Below are 13,047 nucleotides of genomic sequence, written 5' to 3'. Positions count from 1 at the left end.
GCCGTAGCTGTGGAAGAGACTCTGTCCCTGTCGGCCCTGCCCAGCTGGTTCGTCGTCCTGCCCGACACCGACGCGGCCACGGCGGTCGCCGCGAAGGCACTTGCCTACGCGTCGCACAGCCTGCGTCATGCGTCCGGCAGGCCCTGGCTGGTGGGCCGGTGGGCGGCGGAGACGGCCGTCGTCGGAGTGCACGGCGAGACCCGCGTCGCCGCGATCGGGGAACACTCCGTCACCCTCCGGGAAGCGCGGCGCGCCGCCGCCGCGGTGGCCACCACGGCCTCGTTGACGGCGCTGGACCGGCACAGCACCACCTGGGCCGGCAGCTTCCACCTCATGGCCAGCTCGGGCGGCCGGGTCCGGGTGCAGGGCGGCGTCGTCGACCTGCGGCGGGTGTTCCACGCCGATGCCCCCTCCCCGGCGTCCGGCCGGGTGAGCATCGCCTCCGACCGGGCCGACGTGCTGGCCGAGTTGGTCGGTGCGGCGCTGGACGAACGCCGGCTCGCCCTGGAGCTGCTCACCCTGGGCGTGCCCCACCCCTTGTCCGGATCACCGCAGTGGCGGGGGGTCCACGTCCAGCCCGGTGGTCACCACCTGACTCTCGACATCGACGGTCGGGCCCGGTCGACCCGGTGGTGGTCACCGCCCGTCCCCGAAGTCTCCCTGGCGGAGGGAGCCATGCGCCTGCGCGAGGTGCTGACCGCCGCCGTCGAGGTGCGCGTGCGGGGACGCGACCTGGTGACGGCGGACCTGGGCGGGTTGGATTCGACCGCCGTGTGCTGCGCGGCGGCAGGCGGGGACGCGCAGGTCGTCGCTTACACCGCGGCCCTCCACGACGAACTCGGTGACGACGTGCACTGGGCGCGGCGGACCGTCCAGGCCCTGGGGTCCGTCGAGCATCACGTCATACCCGCCCAGGACACGGCCCTGACCTTCGACGGTATCGACACGCTCCGGGACATCCTGGATACGCCCAGCATGCTCACGGTCGACCGTAACCGCCGCATGCACCTCGTGGCCCTGGCCAGCGCACGGGGCTCTGGCCTGCACCTGACCGGGCTGGGAGGCGACGAACTCCTGGCCGGTACGCCCGCCCGGCTGCACGACCTGATCACCGCCCACCCCTTCGTCGCCCTGCGGGACGTGCGCGGGTACGCCGCCAAGTACCAGTGGCCCCGGCGGGAGGTGCTGCGCCAACTCGCGGACCGCCGCTCCTACCGGTCCTGGCTCGCCCGGGTCGCCCGGGACCTGACCGAGCCGGCCGCCGCCGCGGACGAGCCGCTGCTCGACTGGTCCGTACCTCCCCGTATGCCGCCCTGGGCCACGCCCGAGGCCGTCGTGGCGGCGCGCGAGCTGCTGACTGCCTGCCTGCCGGACGCCGAGCCACGGGGCAGGGGACACGGCGAACACCGGGAGCTGGCCGCCATGGACGGGATTTCCCAGTGGACCCGGCACATCGGACAGATGGCCGCGCCTCTGGGGGTCACCGTGGCCGCCCCGTACTACGACGACCGCGTCATCGAAGCGTGCCTCGCGGTCCGGACACCGGACCGGATCACCCCGTGGCGCTACAAACCCCTGATCGTCGAGGCCACGCGCGGCATCGTGCCCGAAGCTGTCCGCACACGCGACACCAAGGCCAACGCCACGTTCGAGGAAGAGACCGGGCTGCGGCGCCACCGTGCCCGGCTGCTGGCGCTCTGCGAGGAATCCCGGCTGGGGCGGCTCGGCCTGGTCGACGTGGGCGTCCTGCGGGAATGGTGCCGCCGCTCGCTGTCCGCGGAGACGGAGAGCTATCTGCTGCACCCAACCGTGGCCTGCGAAGTGTGGCTGCGTTCCCGCGAGATGGTACCGGCACCGCCCGGCCGCTGACCGAACGGAAAGGTGAAGGCGATGTACGCGCTGAAGCCCGGTGTTCTGCTGACCGAGACCGAATACGGCATGGCGCTGCTCGACCAGAAGAGCGCCGAGTACTGGACCCTCAACCCCACAGCGGCCGTCGTCCTCCAGACGCTGCTGGACGGCCACGGCGCCGGCCAGGCGGTGCAGGCGCTGACCGGGCGTTACGAGGACGTCGACACCGATCTGGCCACCCAGGACGTCACTCGCATCATCGACGACCTGCGCTCCGCGGGCCTCATCACACCGTAAGCGCCGCACCGGGCGCGCACCCGGCCCAGGGAAGAGGTACGCAATGTCGGCACCGGAAGCGGTCCCCTACCGCCCGCGCTCCATTCCCCTGACCCGCCGCTTCACGGCCCGAGTGGCGGTGGGCTGCGCCCACGTACTGGCCACCCTGCCACCCGGCCGCATCCGCGCCGTCCTGAGCCGGCTGCGGCGCGGGGCGCGGCCCGCCACGCTCGCCGAGGCGGCACGTGCCCGGCAAACGGTGCTCGCCGTGAGCCTGGCCGCCGGAGGCGGCAAAGGATGTCTGCCCCGGTCCCTGGCCACGGTGCTGCTGTGCCGCTTGCACGGGCAGTGGCCCGTCTGGTGCGTGGGAGTCCGCGCGCGTCCTCCGTTCGCCGCGCACGCCTGGGTGGAGGCCGAGGGCGAACTCGTCGGTGAGAACGTACCGGCTTCCTACTTCCAGCGCTTCTTCGCCGTGGAGTGAGGCCGTGACCTCAGCACCCCCCGTCGAGACGCGCCGCACCGGCGGACAGGCGCACCCACCGGAACGACCGGGCGGCCTCCCCGGCCCCGGCCCCGCGTGGTCCGGCCTCCGGGCTCTCGCCGGCCACCTCCGACCGCAACGCGGGCGCATGCTCGCCGGTGTCGCGCTCGGCCTGCTGGGCAGCCTCCTGGGGCTGGCCCAGCCGATGGCGGCCAAACAGGTGATGGACACCATCGGCCAAGGGCGGCCGGCCACCAGCCCCGTGGTGATCCTCAGCACGCTGGTGATGGCCGGCGGACTTCTCGCGGGCCTCGGCCACTACGTGCTCGACTGCTCCGCCGAGTCCATCGTCTGCACCGCCCGCCGCCGACTGGCCCACCTTCTTCCGCGCCTGCGCGTGCCGGTACTCGAGAACACCGAGCCGGGAGACCTGATCGCCCGTGTCACCTCCGACACCGCGTTGCTGCGGCGCGCCGCCCCCCAGGCCGTGTCGGCCGCGGTCACCGGCACTCTGATCACCACAGCGACCGTCGTGATGATGGGAGTGCTGGACGCCGTCCTGCTCGGCGTCACCCTCATCGTGATCGCGTTCGTCGGCCTCGTCGTCCTCGTGGTGTCCCCGCACATCGGCCGGGCCACCCGGCACACGCAGGAAGCCGTCGGCCGGCTGGGGGCCGGGCTCGAACGGACCCTGGGTGCCCTGCGCACCGTCAAAGCGGCGGGCGCCGAGCATCGGGAGACCGCCGCACTGCACCATGCGGCCGAGTACGCCCGCCGCACGGGCGTGCGCGCCGCCGCGTGGGAGGCGGTCTCCGCCACCCTGTCGGCCGTCGTCCTCCAGGTCTGTTTCCTGGTCGTCCTCGGAGTGGGCGGCGCACGCGTCGCCTCCGGCGCCATCGGCGTCTCCACGCTCGTCGCCTTCCTCCTTTACCTCTTCGCCCTCACCCCCCGGATCGGCCAACTGGTCGAAGGGGTGGGCCAGCTGCAGATCGGGGCGGCCGCCGCGGTGCGCATCCGGGAAGCCGAGACGCTGGAAGCCGAGGAAGCAGGGCCTGCGGAAGCAGGGTCCGCGCCACCGGAGGGTGCGGAACGACGCGGCGACGAGGCGGCCGCGGCTCCGCGGCGGTCCCCGGCCCCGCATGCACGGCGCGCACACCCCGCCGCCGTGGCCTTCGAGCACGTGCGCTTCACGTACCGCCCAGGTCTCCCGCCGGCCCACCAGCACGTCTCCTTCGCACTTCCCGCCGGAGGCATGACTGCGCTCGTCGGGCCGTCCGGTGCGGGCAAGACCACCGTTCTCGCCCTCATCGAGCGTTTCTACGAGCCGGACGCCGGACGCGTACTGCTGGACGGCAGGGACGTGCGCCAGTGGCCCCTCGGTGAACTCCGCGCCGCAATCGGCTACGTCGAACAGGACACGCCCGTACTCGCCGGCACCCTGCGCGACAACCTGACGCTGGGCACAGCCGACGTCACCGACGAACAGGTCGCCCGGGTGCTGCGCCTGGCCCGGCTCGACACCGCGACGGACCGCCTGCCGCACGGTCTGGACACCCAAGTCGGCCACCGCGGCAGCCGGCTCTCCGGCGGTGAGCGGCAACGGGTGGCGATCGCCCGGGCCCTGCTCCGCCGGCCCCGGCTGCTCCTGCTGGACGAGGCCACCTCTCAACTCGACGCGTCCAACGAGGCGGCCCTGCGCGACACTGTCACGGACATCGCGCGCCGCACCACCGTCCTGGTCGTCGCGCACCGTCTGTCCACCGTGACCACCGCCGACCGCATCCTGGTCATGGAAGCCGGGCGAGTACGGGCGCTGGGAACCCACACCGAACTGCTGGCACGTGACTCCCTGTACGCCGAATTGGCAAGCACCCAACTGCTCGGCCCCAGGCGAAGGCACGGCCCCTCGGCCCCGGGGCCGGAATGCTGACCTTTCCCGGGAAGGACGAACGAGGTACAGCGGGCTCGGGCCGATGGCGGCCAGACTCCAGTGACGACCGGCCCGGCCTGCCCATACCTCGGCGTTCTGCCCTCTTCCCCGTCGTCCGGCTCCCCACCAACGGGCAAGGCGAATGCTGGACGGCGCCGCGCCGCCAAGCCGGAACCTTGTGGCTGCGGAACATACGACGTGGCCGGGGCTGCGCCCCGCCCCCTCCACCGTGCCCGCAGTTCACCGCCGACTCCTCGACATCTGCCAGTCCCTCGACTGCGCCCCGGGCGCCACCGTGGTCCCGGACCGGCCCAAGGCTCGCCGCGAGTTCGCAAGGCGCATCCGCGCCCCTGGCCAGTGAGCAGGCTCCCACTGCGGCCGCTCACGGCGAGGACACCCGACGAGCGCTTCGCCGCCCGTTGTAAAAGTCATGCAGCCAGAGGTTCTTCCGTGTTGACCACGCTAGTCACCGCCGTCCTCGCCCCGCTGCTGGGCGCGCTCGTTCCAGGGCGCTTCCAGGAGCGGGCCGCCGAACTCTCCGTCCTCGTCAGCCACGGACAGGCGATGCGCCATGACCGGCTGGAGGCCGGCACCGCGCCGGCGGCATGGACGAGGCCGTGGGACATCCGGACCGCCGTCAGGCCACAGGCACGGCCAGACGGCGTACGAAGGGCCCTTCGGGCAGGCGATATCCTTTCACAATCATCCCGGGCCCGGGTCCTTGCGGAAGCAACACGACTCGTCGCCAGCGCTCCGGTCGATGGGGCCGAAGAGCCGTGCGCCGCCCGCTGTTGATGTGCCCTGCAGCACTGCCCTCCGCTGCTGCTGCCAGCAGTTTTCCGCCTCCTTCCGGTGGCACTTGTTACCCGCTCACGGCCGGTTTCAGCTGACTGGATTCATCCGACCAGTGACTCTCCCTGGGCATCCCTTGATCCATGCCGTTTCCGCTGGCATTCACCTTCGTCGCGTCATGCCGAAATGAGCGCGTACCGGAATGGCCGCTTGTGTGTGGCGCAAGCGTTTTCAATTGCTGCGATCGATATAGCCCCGCACTCTGAGCTGTCGAATATGCCGATGTCTCAATCACTTCTGGGGGGGCTGATCATGGGGGATGCGCTGGACGTCATGCAGGTCGCCATGGGTGGGGCGGCCGTGCTTGTCGCAGAGATGGCCAAGAGCGGCTGAGTGTCGTTCCGCGCGGGGGTGGCGCGGTTCTTCGGGCGGGGTGGCGAGGAGAGGGCTCAGCAGGAACTGGGCCTCGTCGACGCTGCGCATGTCCGGCTGACGGAATGTCCGGAGGGCGAGCGCGACGCCGTGTCCGAGGCGCTGCGGCAGCAACTGTTCATCCAGCTCGCGGCGTTCTTGCAGCATCATCGCGAGGCGGCGGCCGAGCTCCGGGCTCTGGTGGACGGGGCGGATTCGACTGAGGAGGGTCACCGGGTCCAGGCCAATGTGCAGCACAACACCAACAGCCAAGTCGTCATCTCCGGCGGTCCGCTGAGCGCCAACAGCATCACCTACCGGACTACTGGTGATGACAAGTGAGTAGTGAGGACACAGTCCCTGACGGCGTTCCGCCCGTACCTCCCGTTCCACCAGGAACACCATCCGCGGCCGCAGCCGGGACCATGAAGGTGAATGTGGAGGGCAACGAGCGCTCCACGATCATCGTCACGGCGGGATCGGTGACGATGACCGGGAAGCAATTGCTGCCTGTCACGCCCATCTCCGACGCCGACCGTCATGTGGTGCGCACGGCGTGGGTGAGCATCGGGTCCCGAGGCGAGCCCGTCACCGCCGTGACAGCCGCCGCAGCGCTGCTCACCGGCGAGGGACCGGCGCTCGCGGTGGTCGCCGGCCCACCTGGTTACGGCAAGCGCACCGCGGGAGTCAGAGCACTGTGGGAGGCGGCGCGGGCCCAGCAGGGGGCCGAAGGTCAGATGCCCGCGCTGCAGGAGGTCCGGCCCGACTGGGACAACCCCGAGGCCCCGGACACCTCCGTGCTCCCCGAGGACCCCGGCACCGGCTACCTGCTGGACGTCGCGGCAGAGATCGGCTCGTGGAAGGACCCGGTCAAGGTGGCAACGGCTTTGGTGGCGTACGCAGAGACGCTGCGCCGCAAGAGGTCGTTCATGCTCGTCGTCTCCGATGAACGAGGCTGGCCGGAGGGCACCTCGGGCACTTTGGCGCTCGTGGTCGCGCGGGCAACGGTCCGGCCGGACGCCCACCGGGTAGCCATCGCGCACCTGGAACACGTCCACTACAAGCGCGACCGGCTCGCTTGGCTCCGCACCAGCGGCGCGGAGCCGACCGGTACGGCTTCCCACCTGCTGTCCCGGAGCAGCAGTCCGGGCGAAGCTGTTCGGCTGGCGGCCAAGCTGGCCGCCGCGGAGTACTCGCCACAGGGCCTGAAGGACGCTGTATCCGAGTTCCAGGAATGGCACGACGAGATCAAGAATGTATTCGACAAGACCCAGGACAAGGCTGACGACCGGGCTCTGCTGATCGCGTCCGTTTTCCTCAGCGGCGAGGACGCCCTCACTGTTCAAAGCGCGGCCCGCAAGTTGTTGGGCGAAGGCGCGGAGCAGAAGGTACGCACCATCCTGACCGGGCCGGACCTGACGGCCCGGTTCGAGAGCGTCAACGCGCGCGTCAAGGAGCGCCGCGCCACCCTCGAAGACAAGCCAGGGTACGCGCGAGCTGTGCTGCTGCACCTGTGGCAGCAGCGCCCCGACATCCACCAACCTCTTCTGGCATGGCTCAGCGACCTGACATCACCGCAGCAACCAGGCGCCAAGCGCCTCGGACCGATCAGTGATCTGTTGGTCGAATTGGCCAAGGCACAGAACGACATCCGGGTCATCGACAAGATCCGCGACTGGATCGACCACGGCGACGCCGCCGAGCACCTGAAACTGATCGCACGTGTCCTGGCCACCGCCGCAGAGGCGGACGCCCTCGGCCCCACCGTGCGGGCCCGGCTCCTGAAGTGGGCTCAGGCCCCCGCCACGTCCGTGGCCAAGACCGTTGCTCTCGTCTGCCAGACCACGTTCGCCGACCGCTACCCCCATCAGGCACTCGTACGCCTGCGCCACATCCTGGGGCGCACCGATCGGGACACCGCTGTCACCGCAGCCGAAGAGGCCCTGCGTGCAATGGCCGGCCAGGACCACCAGCTCCCCCTGGTGTGGGACACGATCAGCAAGTGGGCCGTCGAGCCCCGCCATCTGGCCGGCCACCGCGCCTTCCTCTCCCTCCTCGACCCGAGCGCCGGCCCCTTCGCGCTCCGGGTGATGCTGGCGGCCGCCGAAAAACAGACAGAGGTCAAGGAAGCTCTGATCCAGGGCTGGAGCGCAGTGCTGTCGGACGAGCGGGTCAATCCTGAGGCTGGGGATCTGCTCATTGCCTGGGCCCACGCCCGGGTGAATGACGACTTGGTATCCGCCGACCTGGTCACGGACATCCTGCGCCAAGTCGTCGGGCGGCACCTGATGTCCACGCCGATCTCCGCCCTCGTGTTCGGCGAGCCGGACGTCCGCTACGACGCGGCCGTCATCGACTTGCGCAAGGAGCTTCAGCCCCCCCCAACGGACGTGTTGCCCGCAGCCGGCTCACCGTGGGGGCTTTGATCCGTGGCCACCAGTCGTTGGGCGCGCCGTCGTACCCGTAGAGCACTGCGGCACGCCTGCCGCTTCGACATACGCCTGCCCAGCCTCCATGACGGCATCGCCTTCGCCGCGCGGATCTCCGTCATGGAGGTGAGCGAGCCTCCATATCCGCACCCTGTCGAGGAGACCGCCTCGAAGGTACGCCAGGTGCTGCGCAAGGCGGCCACCGAGTTCGCCCGTACCTGCGACCCTGCCGACCCCGCTTCCGCGCATGATGCACTCGGTGCGCATCTGGGCTATCAACGCTCCCTGCCCAGCAGTCCACCCGTTGTCTTCGAAGCCGCGCTCACGCTGGATCTCCTGCCCGACGACCGGTCCGCCGTGGCGGCACTGCTCGCCGCACAGCGCAAACAAACGGTTGCCGATGTCCTGCGCCGACAGAAGATTGAGGCGCTGGCCAGGGAACTCACCAACCCAGCGGCCGTCCTGGCACGGTGGATCGAGCAGGACCACGCCGACTGGGCACAGCCACCGTGTGAGGACGCCGTGCGTACCATCGCGCAGTCCTTCGCCCAGTACCGTCCCGCACACGAACGGACCGCCGAGTTCGAGGCACTCGAACTGATCAGGGATTTCCTGGACAGTTTTCCCGATCTGTCTCAGAAGCAGATGCTCTACGCGCTCCTGGCAGGCGGCATGCACCACACCAACCGCCCCGAACACGCGGCGAAGGCCGCCGCTCTACTCGACGGCCGCACCCCGCCCGCACCGGATGGCGAAGCGTGAACCACCGCCCGAGCCGTGAAACAACCCGCTGGGACGTTCGATGAGTTCGAGCGCGCTGCGTTGGCTACTGTCGCCCCGTACCAGCTGGTACGCCTGGCGCCTGGCGCGAGCCAGCCGCGGCAGCCTCTCCTTCGACGCCGCCTGGCGGCACATCCGAGTCCGCCTGCATCCCGACGAAGCCCCCTTCCGCCGGCAGGGCCACCACCCAGGCTGCATAGGCAGGCGGCCGGACACCGAAGCCTGATCTCCGATCCGTACGACGTCCGTCTGGGAAACGCCCGATATCTCAAGGCCCTTCTCCATTTTCGCCACTCAAACAGCGTCGGCAACGTCCAGCGACCCGGGCGCTACACACACGCCAAGACTATTGAGCCGTCTGTCACGAGCTCCCGTCGGCTGAGGCCAAGATCCGGACCATACACGGACCAGTACTCCCCCAACTGCGGCGGCAGCCAGCATCACAGCAGGTCAGCACCACAATGAGCCTTGTACCACCAGCAGACGAAGAACCTGCTGGTATCGTACTCGCCGAAGAAGCTGGGCTTCTTCTAACGTCCCACCAGAAGGCGCCCGACTTCTGTTCCTCCACCCGTCAGGCGCCTTCCCTCCGGCCCGCTCAGCGCGGGGGCCGGAGATGTCGTACCTCCGCTACACCCCTCCTGACCAGCTCTTCCGGACAAGTCACGGACGACCTCGGGAGCGAAGGATGCTGGAGAAGTTCAGGGCGCAGGCTCGGGCACGGAAAGGTGAGCGCCGCGCTCATGCCGACTACACCGGTGGGGTCTACGGTTCGCTGCTCGCCGCCTCCGTCGTGGTCGGAGCCAGTACGCTCGGAAACTTTCCGAGGGTGGAGCTGGCGCTGCTGCTGCTCGCCACCGGGGTCGCCTTCTGGCTCGCGCACGTCCATGCCCAGCTCTTCGGCGCACGCATGGCGCAGCGCTCCCTGGACAAAGGAACCGTGCTGCACGTGTGCCGTGAGGAGTGGCCCATCGTGGAGGCCGCCGTGCCTTCCGCGGTCGCCGTGCTCGTCAGCCCCCTGCTGAACCTCGATGTCCAGGGCGCGGCCTGGCTCGCCCTCGCCGTCGCTCTGATCAGCCAGGTGGGCTGGGCCACCGCCGCCGCTCGGCGCGCAGGCGCCCACTGGCGCGAAGTGGTCCTCACCGACGCGGTCAACCTCGTGATCGGTCTGCTGATCGTCGCCCTCAAGTTCACGCTGAAGCACTGATCCGGGGCACGTCGTTGAGGGCCGGATTACCTCGCCAGCGCCGCTTGACGCGATGGGCGCGGCAATACGTCTGCGTCACCTCGATGAACTGGTCGCACTGCCGTATGCCGGGTGCGGGGGCATGAGGCCCTCATGGCGCACGGCACCCGGCATCCGGCATTCGCCCCGTCACCGGGCATGTACGCGGCCGCGGGCGATGAGCTTGCCGAGTTCCCACAGGAGCAGCAGTGCGGCGGCGGGTACGAGGGCCCATGCGAAATGCCTCAGGTCGAGTTCGGTGGTGCCCAGCAGACGGTGGAAGAGGTCCATCTGTGTGACCGCGACGGCGAGGACGACCTCGATGAGCATCGCCCGGTTCATCTGCTTGCTGTCGAAGCTGGCGGTCGTCAGCGCGGTACCGGTCTCGTTGCGGCATTCGAGTGCGGCCACGATCAGGCACAGGGCGAAGGCCGTGAACGCGATGGAATTGCCGATGGGAAGGCTGTCGAAGAGCGACTGACCGAGCTGGATCATGCAGAGCAGGCCGACGCTGATGGCGAGTCCCGCCGATCCGACGGTGATCATCACTCCCGTGGTGAGCACCGGCTCGCCGCGGGGCCGCGGCTTGCGGGCCATGAGACCCGGGCTCTCCCGGTCGAAGCCGAGGGCGAATCCGAAAGCGGCGTTGACGAAGAAGTGGATCCACAGGACCTGCGCGGCGGTGAACGGTTCACCGGCGGCGATGTTGAACAGCGCGGCGCCGAGGAACGTCAGGACGAAGACCACCAGCAGGACCAGGACGAAGCGGATGTACTTGGTGAGGTTGTCGTAGATCTTCCGGCCCTGCTCGACCGCGGAGACGATGCTGGCGAAGTTGTCGTCGGAGAGGATCATCTGGCTGGCGTTCTTGGCGACTTCCGTGCCGGAGCCCATGGCGATGCCGACGTCGGCCGCTTTGATCGCCGGGGCGTCGTTGACGCCGTCCCCCGTCATGGCCACCACGTCGCCCTTCTTCTTCAAGGTGTCCGCGAGCAGCACCTTGTGTTCGGGAGCGACCCGGCCGAGTACCCCGATGTGCTCGATGGCGGCCAGCCGTTCGGGCTCGGACAGGGCGGCGAAGTCCGCCCCGAGGACGGCGTCGCCCTCGATGCCGAGCTGTTCGGCGATGGCGGCGCCGGTGGTGACCTCGTCCCCGGTGACCATGCGGACGCGGATCCGGGCTGCCTGCGCGGCGGCGACCGCGGCCCGGGACTGGGCCCGTGGCGGATCGACCATCCCCACCAGGCTCGTCATCTGCAGTTCGGTGACGTACCCGAGGAGGTCGCCGGCCGGGTCGAACCGTTCCGGGTCCAGGTCGCGGACCGCGGCGGCCATCACCCGCTTGCCCTGCCGTGCCATCCGGTCCTCGTGCGCCTGTGCCCGCCGGCGCAGGTCGGCGTCCCACGGGAAGCTCATGCGGTCGGAGAGCGCCGTTGCCGCACGGGCCGTCACCGCCGGTGCCGCACCCTTCACGAAGCACCGTACGACCGGCCGCCCGGCGGCATCGCTCGCCGCGTTGAACGTGGCCATCAGCTTGTAGGTCGGATCGAACGGCAGAGTGGCCAGCCGGGGCAGGCGCTCGCGGGTGGCGTCGATGTCCAGGCCCGCCTTGTGGCAGAGGACGACCAGTGCGCCCTCCGTAGGATCTCCGACCACCTTGCCGTCGACGAGTGCGGCGTCGGAGGCGACCAGATACGGCAGCACCGCCTGCTCGATGGAGGCCGAACTGCCCGCGGCGTGATGCACCTTGCCTTCCAGGCCGTAACCGCTGCCGGAGACGGTGTAGCGGTCCGTCGGCGTCAGCACCTCTACGGCCGTCACCTGATTCATCGTCAAGGTGCCGGTCTTGTCGGAGTTGAGGGCCGAGGTGAAGCCCAGGGTTTCCACCGACGGCAGGCCCTTCACGATCGCGTGCCCCCTGGCGAGGTTGACGGCCCCGATCGAGAGGATGGTCTGCGCCACCGTGGGCAGTGCCTCCGGGATGGCCGCGATGGCCAGGGCGACGGCGCTCACGAAGAGCACGTCCCAGGCTTCGCCGCGGCTGCGCCCCAGGGCGAACATCGCGATCATCGTCAGACCGGCCGCCGCCGCGATCCACAGGGTGAGCCGGTCCAGCTCCTTGGTCAGCGGCGAGACCTCTTGGGGCGTGGCGGAGAGCATGCCGGAAATGGTGCCGAGTTCGGTGTCGGCCCCGGTGGCCGTGATGATGACGATGCCGCTGCCGTGCGTGACAGGGGTGTTCATGAACGCCATGTTCGACTGATCGGCTGGTCCCGGCCGTTCGCCGGACAACGTCCGCGCTTCCTTGGCGACGGGTGCGCTCTCGCCGGTCAGTGTCGCCTCGTCGATCTGCAGAGCGCTGGCCGTGATGATGCGGCCGTCCGCCGGGACCTCGTTTCCGGCCGAGAGGAGCACGATGTCGCCGACGACCACCTGTTCGGCCGGGATCTCGGCTTCCTTCCCGTCCCGGCGCACCCGGGCGGTCGCCTTCATCATCGACTTGAGCGCGTTCATGGCGCTCTCGGCCTTGCCGGCCTGCCGCATGCCGATCACCGCGTTGAGCACCGTCAGGGCCAGCAGTATCCCCGCGGTCCCCCACTCCGTGATCAGCAGGGACACCACGGCGGCAACGACCAGGATGATCTGCATATAGCTGCGGTACTGGGCCAGGAACCGCCGCCAGCCCGGCTCGGGCTCCTCCGCTGGTAACGCGTTCGGGCCGTTCCGGCCCAGCAGTTCGGCGGCGCGCGCCGCGGGGACTCCCACCGCCGGGTCCACCCCCATGGCCGCCGCGACCTCCTCCGGCGAACGCGCGTACCACCGCTCGGGCTCGACTGCTCGATGGTTCCGGGCACCTGTTTCCACAGCCATC

At 69.9% G+C, this 13,047-nt stretch carries 10 protein-coding genes; 9 read left to right on the top strand and 1 reads right to left on the bottom strand.

From position 1 onward, the window contains the following. The first annotated feature begins 9 nt into the window (after positions 1 to 9). The 9 genes from A6A06_RS22205 (at position 10) to A6A06_RS22165 (ending at position 10,157) form a co-directional block, all read left to right on the top strand. On the top strand, positions 10 to 1,869 hold the full coding sequence (locus A6A06_RS22205; protein ID WP_073763005.1) for a lasso peptide isopeptide bond-forming cyclase: 1,860 nt from the start codon (positions 10 to 12) through the stop codon (positions 1,867 to 1,869). A gap of 21 nt (positions 1,870 to 1,890) precedes the next feature. Next, the gene (locus A6A06_RS22200; protein ID WP_073763004.1) at positions 1,891 to 2,148 is read left to right on the top strand and encodes a lasso peptide biosynthesis PqqD family chaperone; all 258 of its coding nucleotides are present in this window, start codon (positions 1,891 to 1,893) and stop codon (positions 2,146 to 2,148) included. A gap of 43 nt (positions 2,149 to 2,191) precedes the next feature. Further along, on the top strand, positions 2,192 to 2,608 hold the full coding sequence (locus A6A06_RS22195) for a lasso peptide biosynthesis B2 protein (RefSeq protein WP_199931063.1): 417 nt from the start codon (positions 2,192 to 2,194) through the stop codon (positions 2,606 to 2,608). 148 nt (positions 2,609 to 2,756) lie between these two features. After that, a complete protein-coding gene (locus A6A06_RS22190; RefSeq protein WP_242440870.1) occupies positions 2,757 to 4,538 on the top strand; it encodes an ABC transporter ATP-binding protein in 1,782 nt (593 codons plus the stop codon). A 978-nt stretch (positions 4,539 to 5,516) separates the two neighbouring features. Further along, the gene (locus A6A06_RS41920) at positions 5,517 to 5,723 is read left to right on the top strand and encodes a hypothetical protein (protein WP_199931062.1); all 207 of its coding nucleotides are present in this window, start codon (positions 5,517 to 5,519) and stop codon (positions 5,721 to 5,723) included. Beyond that, positions 5,724 to 6,083 carry a hypothetical protein gene (locus A6A06_RS22185; protein ID WP_073763001.1) on the top strand — a complete coding sequence of 120 codons (360 nt, stop codon included), beginning with the start codon at positions 5,724 to 5,726 and terminating at the stop codon, positions 6,081 to 6,083. Between the two features lie 95 nt (positions 6,084 to 6,178). Further along, positions 6,179 to 8,167, top strand: a complete 1,989-nt coding sequence (locus A6A06_RS22180; RefSeq protein WP_199931061.1) for a hypothetical protein — start codon at positions 6,179 to 6,181, stop codon at positions 8,165 to 8,167. A 3-nt stretch (positions 8,168 to 8,170) separates the two neighbouring features. After that, positions 8,171 to 8,932, top strand: coding sequence for a hypothetical protein (locus A6A06_RS22175; RefSeq protein WP_199931060.1), 762 nt, complete (start codon positions 8,171 to 8,173; stop codon positions 8,930 to 8,932). 706 nt (positions 8,933 to 9,638) lie between these two features. Next, positions 9,639 to 10,157, top strand: a complete 519-nt coding sequence (locus A6A06_RS22165; RefSeq protein ID WP_073762997.1) for a hypothetical protein — start codon at positions 9,639 to 9,641, stop codon at positions 10,155 to 10,157. Positions 10,158 to 10,325: 168 nt separating this feature from the next. Here the strand turns inward: A6A06_RS22165 and A6A06_RS22160 are convergent, their stop codons facing one another. After that, on the bottom strand, positions 10,326 to 13,046 hold the full coding sequence (locus tag A6A06_RS22160) for a cation-translocating P-type ATPase (RefSeq protein ID WP_073763307.1): 2,721 nt from the start codon (positions 13,044 to 13,046) through the stop codon (positions 10,326 to 10,328). Position 13,047 lies beyond the last annotated feature (1 nt).

Source organism: Streptomyces sp. CB02923 (assembly GCF_001905005.1).
Lineage (GTDB): Bacteria > Actinomycetota > Actinomycetes > Streptomycetales > Streptomycetaceae > Streptomyces.
The sequence above is the reverse complement of the archived record's forward strand: the minus strand, read 5'-3'. Positions and strand labels throughout refer to the sequence as shown.